The 15,043-nt window shown below is 54.0% G+C and carries 16 protein-coding genes; 10 read left to right on the forward strand and 6 right to left on the reverse strand.

The window, feature by feature from the left end; genetic code table 11:
• The first annotated feature begins 81 nt into the window (after nucleotides 1-81).
• On the forward strand, nucleotides 82-2,361 hold the full coding sequence (maeB, locus tag U0026_RS07005) for an NADP-dependent oxaloacetate-decarboxylating malate dehydrogenase (RefSeq protein ID WP_062774413.1): 2,280 nt from the start codon (nucleotides 82-84) through the stop codon (nucleotides 2,359-2,361).
• Between the two features lie 116 nt (nucleotides 2,362-2,477).
• Here maeB and hemF read toward each other — a convergent pair whose 3' ends face one another.
• Together hemF and amiA are read right to left on the reverse strand one after the other, a co-directional pair.
• Nucleotides 2,478-3,377 carry an oxygen-dependent coproporphyrinogen oxidase gene (gene hemF, locus U0026_RS07010; RefSeq protein ID WP_062774412.1) on the reverse strand — a complete coding sequence of 300 codons (900 nt, stop codon included), beginning with the start codon at nucleotides 3,375-3,377 and terminating at the stop codon, nucleotides 2,478-2,480.
• Nucleotides 3,377-4,246, reverse strand: a complete 870-nt coding sequence (gene amiA / locus U0026_RS07015) for an N-acetylmuramoyl-L-alanine amidase AmiA (protein ID WP_062774410.1) — start codon at nucleotides 4,244-4,246, stop codon at nucleotides 3,377-3,379. The genes hemF and amiA overlap by 1 nt, the downstream gene beginning before the upstream one ends.
• Before the next feature lie 213 nt (nucleotides 4,247-4,459).
• On the opposite strand from amiA, the gene U0026_RS07020 reads away from it, so the two are divergent.
• The 4 genes from U0026_RS07020 to U0026_RS07035 all read left to right on the forward strand — a co-directional run bounded on the left by U0026_RS07020 (nucleotide 4,460) and on the right by U0026_RS07035 (nucleotide 6,956).
• Nucleotides 4,460-4,885: a GNAT family acetyltransferase gene (locus U0026_RS07020; RefSeq protein ID WP_062774408.1), complete on the forward strand. Its 426-nt coding sequence runs from the start codon at nucleotides 4,460-4,462 to the stop codon at nucleotides 4,883-4,885.
• Nucleotides 4,872-5,321 carry a DUF2919 domain-containing protein gene (locus U0026_RS07025; protein WP_062774406.1) on the forward strand — a complete coding sequence of 150 codons (450 nt, stop codon included), beginning with the start codon at nucleotides 4,872-4,874 and terminating at the stop codon, nucleotides 5,319-5,321. The genes U0026_RS07020 and U0026_RS07025 overlap by 14 nt, the downstream gene beginning before the upstream one ends.
• 61 nt (nucleotides 5,322-5,382) lie before the next feature.
• Nucleotides 5,383-5,958 carry an RpoE-regulated lipoprotein gene (locus U0026_RS07030; protein ID WP_062774404.1) on the forward strand — a complete coding sequence of 192 codons (576 nt, stop codon included), beginning with the start codon at nucleotides 5,383-5,385 and terminating at the stop codon, nucleotides 5,956-5,958.
• Between the two features lie 98 nt (nucleotides 5,959-6,056).
• Nucleotides 6,057-6,956 (forward strand): Dyp-type peroxidase, encoded by a 900-nt coding sequence (locus U0026_RS07035; RefSeq protein ID WP_062774402.1) that lies wholly within the window; start codon nucleotides 6,057-6,059, stop codon nucleotides 6,954-6,956.
• 113 nt (nucleotides 6,957-7,069) lie between these two features.
• Here U0026_RS07035 and U0026_RS07040 read toward each other — a convergent pair whose 3' ends face one another.
• Nucleotides 7,070-7,432, reverse strand: a complete 363-nt coding sequence (locus U0026_RS07040; protein ID WP_062774400.1) for an endonuclease domain-containing protein — start codon at nucleotides 7,430-7,432, stop codon at nucleotides 7,070-7,072.
• A gap of 197 nt (nucleotides 7,433-7,629) precedes the next feature.
• Here U0026_RS07040 and U0026_RS07045 point away from each other — a divergent pair, with 197 nt between their 5' ends.
• From U0026_RS07045 to cysM, 5 genes are all read left to right on the forward strand, one after another.
• Nucleotides 7,630-8,646 (forward strand): sulfate ABC transporter substrate-binding protein, encoded by a 1,017-nt coding sequence (locus tag U0026_RS07045; protein ID WP_062774398.1) that lies wholly within the window; start codon nucleotides 7,630-7,632, stop codon nucleotides 8,644-8,646.
• The gene (cysT, locus tag U0026_RS07050; RefSeq protein ID WP_062774396.1) at nucleotides 8,646-9,479 is read left to right on the forward strand and encodes a sulfate/thiosulfate ABC transporter permease CysT; all 834 of its coding nucleotides are present in this window, start codon (nucleotides 8,646-8,648) and stop codon (nucleotides 9,477-9,479) included. The genes U0026_RS07045 and cysT overlap by 1 nt, the downstream gene beginning before the upstream one ends.
• Nucleotides 9,479-10,354, forward strand: coding sequence for a sulfate/thiosulfate ABC transporter permease CysW (gene cysW / locus U0026_RS07055; protein WP_062774394.1), 876 nt, complete (start codon nucleotides 9,479-9,481; stop codon nucleotides 10,352-10,354). The genes cysT and cysW overlap by 1 nt, the downstream gene beginning before the upstream one ends.
• Complete coding sequence (cysA, locus tag U0026_RS07060) at nucleotides 10,344-11,438, forward strand: sulfate/thiosulfate ABC transporter ATP-binding protein CysA (protein WP_062774392.1); 1,095 nt, start codon at nucleotides 10,344-10,346, stop codon at nucleotides 11,436-11,438. The genes cysW and cysA overlap by 11 nt, the downstream gene beginning before the upstream one ends.
• Before the next feature lie 112 nt (nucleotides 11,439-11,550).
• Nucleotides 11,551-12,462: a cysteine synthase CysM gene (gene cysM / locus U0026_RS07065; protein ID WP_062774391.1), complete on the forward strand. Its 912-nt coding sequence runs from the start codon at nucleotides 11,551-11,553 to the stop codon at nucleotides 12,460-12,462.
• Here the strand turns inward: cysM and U0026_RS07070 are convergent.
• From U0026_RS07070 to ptsJ, 3 genes are all read right to left on the reverse strand, one after another.
• On the reverse strand, nucleotides 12,459-12,860 hold the full coding sequence (locus U0026_RS07070; RefSeq protein ID WP_062774389.1) for a YybH family protein: 402 nt from the start codon (nucleotides 12,858-12,860) through the stop codon (nucleotides 12,459-12,461). The genes cysM and U0026_RS07070 overlap by 4 nt on opposite strands.
• A gap of 99 nt (nucleotides 12,861-12,959) precedes the next feature.
• A complete protein-coding gene (locus U0026_RS07075) occupies nucleotides 12,960-13,664 on the reverse strand; it encodes a type 1 glutamine amidotransferase (protein WP_062774387.1) in 705 nt (234 codons plus the stop codon).
• Between the two features lie 13 nt (nucleotides 13,665-13,677).
• The gene (ptsJ, locus tag U0026_RS07080; RefSeq protein WP_062774385.1) at nucleotides 13,678-14,973 is read right to left on the reverse strand and encodes a MocR-like B6 salvage transcription factor PtsJ; all 1,296 of its coding nucleotides are present in this window, start codon (nucleotides 14,971-14,973) and stop codon (nucleotides 13,678-13,680) included.
• Nucleotides 14,974-15,043: the final 70 nt, after the last annotated feature.

The raw sequence follows: 15,043 nt of genomic DNA on the forward strand, positions 1-15,043 counted from the left end.
TACTAGGTGCTTCCTTCGGGAGTGCATCAGGAACGTAATTGCGCTTCACCTTTTTAGTTCGATACGTGAAAGGAACCCTAAATGGACGACCAATTAAAACAAAGTGCCCTCGATTTCCATGAATTCCCCATCCCAGGAAAAATTCAGGTAGTCCCTACCAAACCTCTGGCAACTCAGCGCGACCTTGCTCTGGCCTACTCGCCGGGCGTTGCGGCACCGTGCCTGGAAATCGAAAAAGATCCGCTGGCGGCGTACAAGTATACGGCGCGCGGCAACCTGGTGGCAGTGGTATCAAACGGTACCGCGGTGCTGGGCCTGGGGAATATCGGCGCGCTGGCCGGTAAACCCGTCATGGAAGGTAAGGGCGTTTTGTTCAAGAAATTTGCCGGTATCGACGTTTTCGATATCGAAGTAGATGAACTGGACCCTGATAAATTTATTAATGTCGTGGCGGCGCTGGAGCCAACTTTCGGCGGCATTAACCTCGAAGATATTAAAGCCCCGGAATGTTTCTACATTGAGCAGAAACTGCGTGAACGTATGAATATCCCGGTGTTCCACGATGATCAGCACGGTACCGCAATCATCAGCACCGCGGCTATTCTCAACGGCCTGCGCGTGGTTGAGAAAAATATCTCCGACGTGCGTATGGTGGTTTCCGGTGCGGGGGCGGCAGCGATTGCCTGTATGAACCTGCTGGTGGCACTGGGTATGCAGAAACACAATATTGTGGTCTGTGACTCGAAGGGCGTGATCTTTGAAGGCCGTGAGCTGAATATGGCGGAAACCAAAGCCGCTTACGCGGTGAAGGATGACGGTAAACGCACGCTGGACGATGTGATTGCCGACGCGGATATCTTCCTCGGCTGCTCAGGCCCGAAAGTGTTGACCCAGGAGATGGTCAAGAAGATGGCGCGTGCGCCAATGATCCTTGCGCTGGCGAACCCAGAGCCGGAGATTCTGCCGCCACTGGCAAAAGAAGTCCGCTCGGATGCGATTATCTGTACCGGTCGTTCTGATTATCCAAACCAGGTGAACAACGTTCTGTGCTTCCCGTTCATCTTCCGTGGTGCGCTGGACGTCGGTGCGACGGCAATCAACGAAGAGATGAAGCTGGCTGCGGTACATGCGATTGCCGAACTGGCGCATGCTGAGCAAAGCGAAGTGGTGACATCGGCTTATGGCGATCAGGATCTAAGTTTCGGCCCGGATTACATTATTCCTAAACCGTTCGATCCACGTCTGATCGTTAAGATCGCCCCGGCGGTTGCCAAAGCGGCAATGGACTCCGGTGTAGCGACTCGTCCGATTGCTGATTTTGACGCCTATATCGAAAAACTCAGCGAGTTTGTCTACAAAACTAACCTGTTTATGAAGCCGATTTTCTCGCAGGCGCGTAAAGAGCCGAAGCGGATCGTGCTGGCGGAAGGTGAAGACAACCGTGTGCTGCACGCCACGCAGGAACTGGTGACGCTGGGGCTGGCGAAACCGATTCTGATTGGTCGTCCGAGCGTGATTGAAATGCGTGTGCAGAAACTGGGCCTGCAAATTAAACCGGGCATCGACTTTGAGATCGTCAACAATGAGTCGGATCCGCGCTTTAAAGAATACTGGCAGGAATACTACAGCCTGATGAAGCGCCGTGGTATTACCCAGGAGCAGGCGCAGCGTGAGATGAGAAGCAACACCACGGCTATCGGTGCCATCATGGTCCAGCGCGGTGAAGCGGATGGGATGATTTGTGGCACCATCGGTGATTATCATGAACACTTTAACGTGATTAAACCGCTGTTTGGTTACCGTGATGGTGTTCATACCGCCGGGGCAATGAATGCGCTGCTGCTGCCAAGCGGCAACACCTTTATCGCCGATACCTACGTCAATAACGATCCAACGCCAGAGCAGATTGCGGAAATTGCGCTGATGGCGGCGGAAAGCGTGCGTCGATTTGGTATCGAACCGCGCGTGGCGCTGCTGTCACACTCAAACTTTGGTTCTTCCGACTGCCCGTCAGCAAGCAAAATGCGTGAGGCGTTAGACATCGTGAAGGCGCGCGCGCCGGAGTTGATGATTGACGGTGAAATGCACGGCGATGCCGCGTTGGTCGAAAGCATCCGTCATGATCGTATGCCGGATAGCCCGTTGAAAGGTTCTGCCAATATTCTGGTGATGCCGAACATGGAAGCGGCGCGTATCAGCTACAACCTGCTGCGTGTTTCCAGCTCTGAAGGTGTAACCGTAGGGCCGGTGCTGATGGGCGTGGCGAAACCGGTACATGTCCTGACGCCAATTGCCTCTGTCCGCCGAATCGTGAATATGGTGGCGCTGGCGGTGGTTGAAGCGCAAACCCAGCCGCTGTAACAAAAAAAGCCTCGGAAAAACCTCCGAGGCTTTTCTCTTTGTAGCCCGGCCAAGCGAAGCGCCGCCGGGACAGGCTCCGAGCCCTCCCGGCGGCGCTTTGCTTGGCCGGGCTACTGTTAGATCCACTCTTTTACTTTAATAAAGTCGTCTAATGCCGCTTCTGGGCTACCGTCTTCCGGCTGATAGTTGTATTCCCAGCGTACCAGCGGCGGCATCGACATCAGTATCGACTCCGTACGCCCGCCGGTTTGCAGGCCGAACAGCGTACCGCGGTCCCAGACCAGATTGAACTCCACATAACGACCCCGGCGGTAGAGCTGGAATTCCCGCTCGCGCTCGCCATACTCCATCGCTTTACGACGTTCAACGATAGGCAGATATGCCTCAGTGAAGCCTTTTCCCACCGCCTGCATAAAGGCAAAACAGCGCTCGAAGTTCGGTGTATTGAGATCGTCGAAGAACAGGCCACCGATACCGCGCTGTTCGTTGCGGTGTTTAAGATGGAAATAGTCGTCGCACCACTTTTTATAACGTGGGTAAACGTCATCACCAAACGGCTGACACAAATCGCGCGCGGTGGTATGCCAGTGCACGGCATCTTCGTTAAAACCGTAGTAAGGGGTTAAATCAAAGCCACCGCCAAACCACCATACCGGATCGGCACCCGGTTTTTCGGCGATAAAAAAGCGCACGTTGGCATGGCTGGTTGGCACATACGGATTGCGCGGATGCACGACCAGCGAAACGCCCATCGCTTGAAAACTACGCCCGGCAAGTTCAGGGCGGTGGGCGGTAGCGGATGCAGGCATGGCGCTGCCGTGAACGTGAGAGAAGTTGACGCCAGCCTGTTCAAATACCGCGCCGTCGCGCAACACGCGGCTACGTCCACCGCCGCCGGCTTCACGTTGCCAGCTATCTTCGATAAAGACGCCGCCGTCTACCTGCTCAAGCTGTTGGCAAATATCGTCCTGAAGCTTAAGCAAGAACGCTTTAACCTGCTGGATATCCATCGTCATCAACGCCTCTTCGCGTGAGCTTTCTGGTTATCAAACCAGTTGAAATAACTGATGATACCGGAGGCGATGGCGCTAGCGATTTTCTGACGGAATGCCGCCGTACCCAGAAGCTTTTCCTCTGCTGGGTTAGTAATAAAGGACGTTTCCACCAGCACTGACGGAATAGACGGTGATTTCAATACCACAAATGCTGCCTGTTCTGTCCCTTTACTGTGCAAGCGGTGTACTGGTTTAATATTTTTAAGCACGTGCGAGCCAAGGGTCAGGCTGTTTTTGATGGTATCTGTCTGCACAAGGTCGAACAGCACCTGCTGTAAGAGATGATCTTTATCTTTTGCCTTTTTGCCCGCCAGTTCATCAACGGCGTTCTCTTTATCCGACAGATATTTTGCCATGGCGCTACTGGCCCCACGGTTGGAGAGGGCAAAAACGGAGGCGCCCGCAGCCGACGGGTTAGTAAAGCCGTCAGCATGAATCGACATAAACAGATCGGCCCCGTGCTTATGGGCAATCTCGACTCTGTCATACAGCGGAATAAACGTGTCGCCGGTACGTGTTAGCTTGGCGTTGATGCCGTTTTTTTGCAAAATGGCGCGCACGTTTTTGGCAATCGCCAGCACCACGTGCTTCTCTTTTGAGCCACTATGACCAATCGCGCCGGTATCAATACCGCCGTGTCCTGGGTCGAGCATCACCAAACGTCTATTGGACGACTTCTTTGCAGGTTTACTGTGGCTGTTGCCGGTTTTTAAAGGGGCGTCCTTCGCTGCTGCCTGAGAGGCAATGCCGGACAACGTTAACGCGGCCAATCCGGCTTTTAGCACCTGACGGCGCGAAGTCAGTGTTTTTAAGGGTTTAAAAGTGCTCATTCCGGCCTGAGTTGTAAAAACAAGAATCTATATGTTATATCGTATCGCGTATTCCGTTACGACTGTTCGTGATGAGAATTGTTTTACTTTTCATTTCAATACGTGTCTGTACCTTATTATGCCATTTTTTTCACTGTGCCGCGTCAGATATTGGCTAAATCGGTCGTTCGCGCCATAATCACTGTTTTTAAACCTGAAAAGGTGGTCAATACCATGGAGATACGCGTTTTTCGCCAGGCAGATTTTGAAGAGGTCATCACTCTATGGGAGCGATGCGATCTGTTACGCCCATGGAACGATCCGGAAATGGATATTGAGCGCAAGGTCAATCATGACGTCAGCCTGTTTCTGGTAGCCGAAGTGAACGGTGAAGTGGTTGGCACCATCATGGGGGGGTACGATGGTCATCGCGGCTCGGCTTATTATCTTGGCGTGCATCCGGAATATCGGGGACGCGGCATCGCTAACGCGCTGCTCAATCGCTTAGAGAAAAAGTTGATTGCACGCGGCTGTCCGAAAATCCAGATTATGGTACGTGAAGAAAATGATGTGGTACTGGGGATGTATGAACGCCTTGGTTACGAACATGCTGATGCGCAAAGCTTGGGTAAGCGTTTGATTGAAGATGAAGAGTATTGATTTCTCGCCAGACGATTTTGACCCGCAAGGCCGCCTGCGACTTCCGTTTTTGTTTTGGTGTCTGTTACTGCTACAGGCCAGAACCTGGGTACTGTTTCTGATGGCAGGCGCTTCGCGCGATCAAGGCGATGCCCTGTTAAACCTGTTTTACCCTGATCATAGCCTTTTCTGGATAGGGCTATTGCCCGGCGTTCCGGCGGTTTTTGCCTTCTTACTCAGCGGGCGTCATCAGGTCTATCCGCGAATCTGGCGTCTGCTGCGACCCGTACTTATCCTCTCACAGCTTGTTCTGCTGGGCTGGCAGCCCTGGCTTTGGTTCACCGGCGAGCCGCTATCTGGCATAGGGTTAAGCTTGTTTTTAGTGGATATTTTCGTGCTGTGGTGGTTAATAACCAATCTACGGCTACGTGCCTGTTTCAATGAAGTCACAGAATAGACGGCACTTTTTGTGTTTAGTGGACTCCAATAGGCCTGACTTAAATATATAGGAAGCATCAATGAAATCGCTGCGTTTACTGTTATGTGCACTCCCGCTGGCGTTGACCGGTTGTTCAACCCTCTCAGCGGTAAACTGGTCTGCAGCTAATCCGTGGAACTGGTTTGGCTCCTCTGCTGCTGTCACTGAGCAGGGCGTGGGAGGAATAACCGGCACAACGGCGCTCAATGAGCAGGCGATAAGCGATGCACTCGGCGGAGATTACCGCTTGCGCAGCGGTATGAAAGCGCATGGTGGCGGCGTGGTTCACTATTTTGAAGCGTTACGCGGTGACACGCTGGCATTGGTGGTGAACGGCGAAAATGGCACCGTAAGCCGTATCGATGTGCTGGACAGTGATATTGAAGCGGCCGATGGCGTGAAGGTCGGTACGGTGTTCAGCGATGTCTATGATAAGGCTTTCGATAACTGCCAGGCGGCAACCGCCGACGAAAATAATGTCGTGGAATGCAAAGCCAAAGACAGTTCGCATATCAGCTATCAGTTCACAGGTACCTGGCAAGGGCCGCAGGGGCTGATGCCGCCGGACGACACGCTGAAAAACTGGACACTATCGAAAATCATCTGGCGTCGCTAAATTTGACTTCGATTGCTCCGCTGTTCTGAAAAGCGGGTACAATATGTGAGGTTTTTATATGCCACGATGTCGTGGCATGTTTTTTTTCAGGAGGAGCGATGTCTCAGGTTCAGAGCGGCATTTTGCCGGAACATTGCCGCGCGGCGATTTGGATTGAAGCCAATGTTAAAGGGGACATCAACGCCCTGCGCGCAGGCAGCAAAATTTTTGCCGAAAAGCTTGCGGCATTTCAGGATAAATTTCCCGATGCCCATTTAGGCGCGGTGGTTGCGTTTGGTCACAACACCTGGCGTGAGCTAAGCGGCGGAGTGGGTGCGCAAGAGCTGAAAGATTTCCCTCCATATGGCAAAGGACTTGCACCATCTACCCAGTATGACGTGCTTATCCATATTCTTTCCCTGCGTCATGATGTGAACTTTTCCGTGGCTCAGGCCGCGCTGGCGGCGTTTGGCGATGCGCTGGACGTTAAAGAAGAAGTGCACGGGTTCCGCTGGGTAGAAGAACGCGATCTGAGCGGCTTTGTTGATGGCACCGAAAACCCGGCAGGCGAGGAAACGCGTCGTGAAGTGGCGGTGATCAAAGACGGTGTCGATGCGGGGGGGAGCTATGTCTTCGTTCAGCGCTGGGAACACAACCTTAATCAACTGAACCGCATGAGTGTGCCGGATCAGGAGATGATGATTGGCCGTACTAAAGAAGCCAACGAAGAGATTGACGGCGACGAACGTCCGGTGACGTCTCACCTGAGCCGTGTCGATCTTAAAGAAGATGGCAAAGGACTGAAAATTGTCCGTCAGAGCCTGCCATATGGCACCGCCAGCGGTACTCACGGTCTGTATTTCTGTGCTTACTGCGCGCGTTTGCACAACATTGAACAGCAACTGCTAAGCATGTTTGGTGATACCGATGGTAAACGCGATGCGATGTTGCGTTTTACCAAGCCGGTAACCGGTGGGTATTACTTTGCGCCTTCGCTGGATAAGTTGGTGGCGTTGTAAGGTTGAGATAGCCCCCTCACCCTAACCCTCTCCCCATAGGGGAGAGGGGACCGTTGGGTGCGGTTTGTGGTTGTGGAGCCCAAAGGTGGAGTTTGCTCTTCTCCCTCTCCCTTTCAGGGAGAGGGCCGGGGTGAGGGTACAAACGATCTCAGCGCCTCAAGAATTTTCTCTAACACCGCCTCCTCATTCTCCATCACCTCATTATTCCAGAACCGCAACACCCGCCATCCTTGTAACCCTAGCCATGCCGTTCTCCTTGCATCATATCCCGCCCTCTCATCATGCTGTCCACCGTCTAACTCCACCGCCAGGCGAGCAGTGCAGCAGGCAAAATCCAGAATATAAGAACCCACCGGGTGCTGGCGGCGAAACTTGTAACGAGCAAAACGGCGGTCGCGAAGTCGATACCATAACCGACGCTCCTGTGGAGTTAGTTGGTGTCGTAACTGGCGAGCGAAATCATGTTTAGTGTCCATTCGCGCACTCTGCCTGTGATGAGCAGCGTTGTCAGAATACTGTGAGCGTTGTGGAATCCTGCTTCAGAAAAATATCTCCAGACGCCTTATTCTCTTTTCAACTTCCAAATCACCAAACGGTATATAAAACCGTTACTCCTTTCGTCCCCGTTATAAATACACTGATGCTTAGAAAATCCTCACACTTAGGGTGCGCAATGGCCATGAACTTACTGAAAAAAGGATACCTGACGCTGGCAGCTTCGGTACTGCTGGTTGCACAGGCGCAGGCGACTGAGCTGTTGAATAGCTCCTATGACGTTTCCCGCGAGCTGTTTGCCGCCCTGAACCCATCGTTTGAGCAGCAATGGGCGAAGGATAACGGCGGCGATAAGCTGACGATTAAGCAATCTCACGCCGGTTCTTCCAAACAGGCGCTGGCGATTCTGCAAGGCTTAAAAGCAGACGTTGTAACTTATAACCAGGTGACGGATGTGCAGATCCTGCACGACAAGGGCAACCTGATCCCAGCAGACTGGCAGTCGCGTTTGCCTAACAACAGCTCGCCGTTCTATTCGACCATGGCGTTCCTGGTGCGTAAGGGCAACCCGAAAAATATCCATAGCTGGAACGATCTGGTGCGTCCGGACGTGAAGCTGATTTTCCCGAACCCGAAAACCTCTGGTAATGCGCGCTATACCTACTTAGCGGCATGGGGTGCGGCGGATCAGGCTGACGGTGGCGATAAAGCCAAAACCCAGCAGTTTATGACCCAGTTCCTCAAAAACGTCGAAGTGTTTGATACCGGCGGTCGCGGCGCAACAACCACCTTCGTAGAACGTGGTCTGGGCGACGTGCTGATCACGTTTGAGTCTGAAGTGAACAATATCCGTAAGCAATATGAAGACCAGGGCTTTGAAGTGGTGGTGCCGAAGGTCAACATTCTGGCGGAATTCCCGGTGGCCTGGGTTGATAAAAATGTGAAAGCTAACGGCACAGAGAAGGCGGCGAAAGCCTATCTGAACTATCTCTACAGCCCACAGGCGCAGACCATCATCACTGACTATTACTACCGCGTGAACAACCCGGCAGTGATGGACAAGCTCAAGGACAAATTCCCGCAGACCGAACTGTTCCGCGTGGAAGATAAGTTTGGCGCCTGGCCTGAAGTGATGAAAACCCATTTCGCCAGCGGTGGCGAGTTAGACAAGCTGTTAGCGGCGGGGCGTAAGTAATGTTTGCAGTTTCCTCCAGACGCGTGCTGCCGGGCTTTACCCTGAGCCTCGGCACCAGTCTGCTGTTTGTTTGTTTGATCCTGTTACTGCCGCTGAGCGCGTTGGTGATGCAGCTCTCTGAGATGAGCTGGGCGCAGTACTGGGACGTTATCACCAACCCGCAGGTGGTCGCGGCCTATAAGGTCACGCTGCTATCAGCGTTTGTGGCTTCTATCTTTAACGGCGTTTTCGGTCTGCTGATGGCGTGGATTTTAACCCGCTACCGTTTCCCAGGCCGTACGCTCTTAGATGCACTGATGGATCTGCCGTTTGCGCTGCCGACGGCGGTCGCCGGTCTGACGCTGGCATCGCTGTTTTCTGTGAACGGCTTTTACGGTGAATGGCTGGCGAAGTTTGATATTAAGGTCACCTACACCTGGCTGGGTATCGCGGTGGCGATGGCTTTCACTAGCATCCCGTTTGTGGTGCGTACCGTCCAACCGGTGCTGGAAGAGTTGGGGCCGGAGTATGAAGAAGCAGCGGAAACGCTGGGGGCAACACGCATACAGAGTTTCCGTAAAGTGGTGCTTCCGGAGCTTTCTCCCGCGCTGTTGGCGGGCGTGGCGCTGTCGTTTACCCGCAGCCTTGGCGAGTTTGGTGCGGTGATCTTCATTGCCGGTAACATCGCGTGGAAAACGGAAGTGACCTCGCTGATGATTTTTGTGCGGTTGCAGGAATTTGACTACCCGGCGGCGAGCGCGATTGCCTCGGTGATCCTCGGGGCTTCTCTGTTGCTGCTGTTCTCTATCAATACCTTGCAAAGTCGCTTTGGTCGGCGTGTGGTAGGTCATTAATGGCGGAAGTGACTCAATTGAAGCGTTATGACGCACCCCGGATCAACTGGGGTAAATGGTTTCTGATTGGTACGGGGATGCTGGTATCAGCCTTTATCCTGCTGGTGCCAATGATTTATATCTTCGTCCAGGCATTCAGCAAAGGGTTAATGCCGGTACTGCAAAACCTGGCCGACCCGGACATGCTGCATGCCATCTGGCTGACGGTGATGATTGCGCTGATTACCGTGCCGGTGAACCTGGTGTTCGGTGTACTGCTGGCGTGGCTGGTGACGCGGTTTAACTTCCCCGGTCGCCAATTGCTGCTGACGCTGCTGGATATTCCCTTTGCGGTATCACCGGTGGTCGCCGGTCTGGTTTATCTGCTGTTTTACGGCTCCAACGGTCCGCTTGGCGGCTGGATGGAAGAGCATAATCTACAGATTATGTTTGCCTGGCCGGGCATGATTCTGGTCACTATTTTTGTCACCTGCCCATTTGTGGTTCGTGAACTGGTGCCGGTGATGTTAAGTCAGGGAAGTCATGAGGATGAAGCGGCCATTTTGCTTGGCGCATCCGGCTGGCAGATGTTTAAACGCGTGACCCTGCCGAATATTCGCTGGGCGCTGCTGTACGGCGTGGTATTGACCAACGCCCGTGCGATTGGCGAGTTTGGGGCGGTCTCGGTGGTCTCCGGATCGATTCGCGGCGAAACGCTGTCGTTGCCTTTACAGATTGAACTGCTGGAACAAGATTACAACACCGTTGGCTCCTTCACCGCGGCGGCGTTGCTGACGTTGATGGCGATTCTGACCTTATTTTTAAAGAGTGCGTTGCAGTGGCGTTTGCATAATCAGGAAAAACGCGCGCAACAGGAGGGAAATCATGAGCATTGAGATTGCCAATATTAAGAAGTCTTTTGGTCGCACCCAGGTGCTGAATGATATCTCTCTGGATATCCCTTCCGGCCAGATGGTGGCGCTGCTTGGGCCGTCTGGCTCCGGTAAAACCACGCTGCTGCGGATTATCGCCGGGCTGGAGCACCAGACCAGTGGACACATTCGTTTTCAGGGGACTGACGTCAGCCGTCTGCATGCGCGCGATCGTAAAGTTGGCTTTGTGTTCCAGCATTATGCGCTGTTCCGCCATATGACGGTGTTCGACAATATCGCCTTTGGTCTGACGGTATTGCCGCGTCGCGAGCGTCCAAACGCAGCGACTATTAAAGCCAAAGTCACCAAGCTGCTGGAAATGGTGCAACTGGCTCATTTGGCCGACCGTTATCCGGCACAGCTTTCCGGCGGGCAGAAGCAGCGCGTGGCGCTGGCTCGTGCGCTGGCGGTAGAACCGCAAATTTTACTGCTTGATGAACCCTTCGGCGCGCTGGATGCGCAGGTGCGTAAAGAGCTGCGTCGTTGGCTGCGTCAGCTACATGAAGAGCTGAAATTTACCAGCGTCTTCGTGACCCACGACCAGGAAGAGGCGATGGAAGTGGCCAACCGCGTGGTGGTCATGAGCCAGGGCAATATTGAGCAGGCCGATGAGCCAGAACAGGTATGGCGTGAACCAGCGACCCGCTTCGTGCTGGAGTTTATGGGTGAGGTTAACCGTCTGCAAGGGACTATCCGTGGTGGTCAGTTCCACGTAGGCGCTCACCGCTGGCCGCTGGGCTATACGCCGTCGTATCAGGGGCCGGTTGATTTGTTCCTGCGCCCGTGGGAAGTGGACGTGAGTCGCCGTACCAGTCTTGATTCACCGCTGCCCGTTCAGGTGCTGGAGTCCAGCCCGAAAGGTCACTACACCCAATTAGTTGTGCAACCTCTCGGGTGGTATAACGACCCACTGACGGTAGTTATGCGCGGCGATGATGCGCCACTGCGCGGCGATCGTTTATTTGTCGGTTTGCAGAACGCGCGCCTCTACCACGGTAACGAGCGTATCGAACCCCATCAGACGCTTGCTCTGGCCCAAACGGCCTGATAGCTTAATTGCACGTGGTGTTGCCGGGTGGCGCTGCGCTTACCCGGCCTACAAATTCATTGTTAAAGCCCGGTAAGCGAATCGCAACCGGGCTTTTTATTGGACAGTCCAAGTGAACACATTAGAACAAACTATCGGCAATACGCCGCTGGTCAAATTACAACGTCTGGGGCCGGACAACGGCAGCGAAATTTGGGTCAAGCTTGAAGGCAATAACCCAGCGGGTTCGGTGAAAGACCGTGCTGCGCTGTCGATGATTGTCGAAGCGGAAAAACGCGGTGAAATTAAACCGGGCGATGTGCTGATTGAAGCGACCAGCGGTAACACCGGTATTGCGCTGGCGATGATTGCCTCACTCAAAGGCTATCGGATGAAGCTGTTGATGCCGGACAACATGAGCCAGGAACGTCGTGCAGCGATGCGCGCTTACGGGGCCGAGTTGATTCTGGTGACCAAAGAGCAGGGCATGGAAGGCGCGCGTGATTTAGCGCAGGAGATGGCGCAGCGCGGTGAAGGTACGCTGCTGGATCAGTTCAATAATCCAGATAACCCGTATGCACATTACACCTCGACTGGCCCGGAAATCTGGCAGCAAACTGCGGGGCGGATGACTCACTTCGTGTCGAGTATGGGCACCACCGGAACGATTACCGGCGTGTCACGCTTTCTGCGTGAGCAAACTAAACCCGTGACCATTGTTGGCCTTCAGCCAGAAGAGGGTAGTAGCATCCCAGGGATTCGTCGCTGGCCTGCGGAATATATGCCGGGGATCTTTAACGCAAGCCTGGTTGACCAGGTTCTGGATATTCATCAAAACGATGCAGAAAACACCATGCGTGCGCTGGCGGTAAAAGAAGGTATTTTCTGTGGCGTGAGTTCCGGCGGGGCGGTTGCGGGCGCACGACGTATTGCCGAGCAGAACCCTGGTGCGATAGTGGTGGCGATCATCTGCGATCGCGGCGATCGCTACCTATCAACCGGCGTGTTTGGTGAAGAGCACTTCAGCCAGGGCGCCGGGATTTAAACTTCGGGATTATCCAGCAGGTCTGTACCGTAAGAGTTGTCTACCGTACACAGCCAATGACCGGCCTGCTGGCGAAAGACGTAGGTGGCGCGGCGCGTAATCTGCGTGCTCGTGCCATCCGCCAGCGGAATATCCAGCTGGGTTTCCATAATCACCAGCGCATTGTCGCCGCCTTCGATAATCTCCATTCTCCCCTGAGTCACGACCAAACGGTGCTGAAAATAATCAGCGATGGCGATAAACGCTTTACGGATATTCTCTTTCCCGCTAACTACCATGCCCGGTTTGACCACCAGGGTAGCGTCGTCGGCGTAGTATTCCATAAGCGTAGCGTAGTCTTCCTGCGAGATTGCGCGGTCGCAGGCTTCGATAACGGCTTTTAGCGATGATGCTGTCATGATTTCTCCTTGGCTTGGGGGCTTTCCCGGCGGCGTTGCGCTTGGCCGGGCTACAGGACGCAAACTCGTAGCCCGGCCAAGCGCAGCGCCGCCGGGGAACTACAGAGTCAGCTTATCAAGGAATGCCCATAACTTCTGATTCATTTCGCGATAATCGTGCGCGCGCATCTCCTCCACAGAGCGGATAAACAGTCTGCCTTTGGCTTCAGCCAGTTCCTGTTCGGAATGCTGAATTAAGCCTTCAACCGCTTCAGCAGTAAACTCCATATGACACTGGAAACCGTAAACTTTATCGCTGAACTGGACTATCTGGCGCGGGCAGCCCGCGCTTTCGGCGAGAATCACCGTTTCAGCGGTCAGGCCCGGCATATCGTTGTGCCAGTGGCCCACGGTCAGCGGTGAACCAAAGTGGCTAAATAACGGATGCTGTTGACCCGCCTCGGTAAGCGTAATTGGGTAGTGACCAATCTCTTTTTCCGGGCTTTGACCGACTGACGCTCCCAGTGCTTCACCAATCAACTGTGAACCAAGGCAAATTCCGGCCACAATGCGCCCGGCGTTTATTGCCTGACGGATCAGTTCCTGTTCCGCCAATGAATCGAAGTAAGGGCATTCGGCAAGCGTGGTGCGCGGTGACTGCGGGCCGCCAAATACCACAAGCATATCAAAGCTGTCGGCGTTAGCCGGCACCGGTTCACTGGCGTAGACGTGGGTCCAGCTCACTTCGTGGTTACGTGATTCAGCCCACGGCAGGTAGGTGCCGGCCGATTCAAAGGACTCGTGAATAACAAAATGGATTCGCACGGATTATCTCCTGTTATGGGCTTAGTGCTTGCTGAATATCCGATGCCAGCCGGGTAATGTCGTTGTCATTGAGCGCGGAAAGCGTAATGCGTAAACCTTGTGCAGGAGCGCTAACGCCGAAGGGTTCCCCTTCGCGCACCAGCCAGCCCGATTTTGCCAGTGCAAAAGCAGTAGTCTGACTAGCGTCAGCAAGCGGTAACCAGAAATTCAGACCGTCACCGGGAGCAATAGTGTTAATGCCCCGATCGCGTAAGGCACAGAAGAGTTTGCGCTGCTGCTCGGCATAGAATTTTCGGACCTGGGTAAGGCTGTGTTGATAGCCCTCGTCGCTGAGGCAGGCATAGGTCAGATCCTGCAGTAGATGACTCACCCACTGGCTGCCGGAGTTAAGACGCAGACGTAGCTTTGCTGACGTTGCCGTGTCACTGGCGACAAAGGCCAGACGCAGATCGGGCCCCAGTGTTTTTGACATTGAGCGTATCACTGCCCAATGTAACGTTTGTGTAGAAATTATTGGGTACCATGGCGTCGATGACAGCAGGGCGAAGTGATCGTCGACAATCACCAATACTTGGGGATATCGGCTAAGAATATGCTGGAGTTCTGTGGCACGCGCCTGGCTCAGGCTGCATCCCGTAGGGTTGTGCGCACGTGGCGTTAAAATCACCGCTCTGGCACCTTTGCTCAGCGCTTGTTCTAGCCTCTCCGGCAGCATTCCTTCATGGTCGATACTGACCGGGCTGGCGGCAAAGCCGCTGTAGCGGAGCATACTAATGCTGCTTAAAAAGCAGGGATCTTCAACCGCGACGCTATCACCCGGTAGCAGGTGTGCGCACAGCAATCGTTCAATGGCATCAATTGCCCCGGAGGTCAGGTCAATTTCACCGGCCGCTGGCATTGCCTCTTGCATCCATGCACTGGCCCAGCGAGATAATGAGGGTAAGACCGGCGCATCGCCATACAGACGAGGCGTTCGGCTGGTATGTGACAAATAGCGGCTAAGATCGGGTAATTTATCCGGAGCAGGATTTCCGCTGGAGAGGTCGGCCAACGGTGAGTGTGGGTTGCCACCTTCCAGTGCGACAGGCGGGAGTGTCCCTTTGACGACGGTGCCATTGCGTCCTTGGCTGAGAGCCAGTCCGGAAGTCACCAGCCGTTTGTAGGCTGCGGCGACGGTATTACGGTTAACGTCGAGCTGCACCGCCAGTTCACGTACCGGCGGCAGCGTTTCGCCCTTCGCCAGTTTCCCGCTGGTAATATGCTGGCGAATACTGTCAAAAATTTCACTGGCGCTTTTTCCGTCGATCATTATTGACCTATGACAAAATGAATTTTAGCATATGACGATAATAGTGAGGCGAGGGCCCGCTGTCCAGAGT

This window comes from Kluyvera intermedia, from assembly GCF_034424175.1.
Classification (GTDB): Bacteria; Pseudomonadota; Gammaproteobacteria; order Enterobacterales; family Enterobacteriaceae; genus Kluyvera; species Kluyvera intermedia.

Bases quoted from the DNA above. Each gene is read 5' to 3' on its own strand.
- U0026_RS07035 (WP_062774402.1), top strand. From the start codon at position 6,057: ATGTCTCAGGTTCAGAGCGGCATTTTGCCGGAACATTGCCGCGCGGCG.
- amiA (WP_062774410.1), bottom strand. From the start codon at position 4,246: ATGAGCACTTTTAAACCCTTAAAAACACTGACTTCGCGCCGTCAGGTG.
- hemF (WP_062774412.1), bottom strand. From the start codon at position 3,377: ATGACGATGGATATCCAGCAGGTTAAAGCGTTCTTGCTTAAGCTTCAG.
- maeB (WP_062774413.1), top strand. From the start codon at position 82: ATGGACGACCAATTAAAACAAAGTGCCCTCGATTTCCATGAATTCCCC.
- cysA (WP_062774392.1), top strand. From the start codon at position 10,344: ATGAGCATTGAGATTGCCAATATTAAGAAGTCTTTTGGTCGCACCCAG.
- U0026_RS07020 (WP_062774408.1), top strand. From the start codon at position 4,460: ATGGAGATACGCGTTTTTCGCCAGGCAGATTTTGAAGAGGTCATCACT.
- ptsJ (WP_062774385.1), bottom strand. From the start codon at position 14,973: ATGATCGACGGAAAAAGCGCCAGTGAAATTTTTGACAGTATTCGCCAG.
- U0026_RS07040 (WP_062774400.1), bottom strand. From the start codon at position 7,432: ATGGACACTAAACATGATTTCGCTCGCCAGTTACGACACCAACTAACT.
- U0026_RS07030 (WP_062774404.1), top strand. From the start codon at position 5,383: ATGAAATCGCTGCGTTTACTGTTATGTGCACTCCCGCTGGCGTTGACC.
- U0026_RS07070 (WP_062774389.1), bottom strand. From the start codon at position 12,860: ATGACAGCATCATCGCTAAAAGCCGTTATCGAAGCCTGCGACCGCGCA.
- U0026_RS07025 (WP_062774406.1), top strand. From the start codon at position 4,872: ATGAAGAGTATTGATTTCTCGCCAGACGATTTTGACCCGCAAGGCCGC.
- cysT (WP_062774396.1), top strand. From the start codon at position 8,646: ATGTTTGCAGTTTCCTCCAGACGCGTGCTGCCGGGCTTTACCCTGAGC.
- U0026_RS07045 (WP_062774398.1), top strand. From the start codon at position 7,630: ATGGCCATGAACTTACTGAAAAAAGGATACCTGACGCTGGCAGCTTCG.
- cysW (WP_062774394.1), top strand. From the start codon at position 9,479: ATGGCGGAAGTGACTCAATTGAAGCGTTATGACGCACCCCGGATCAAC.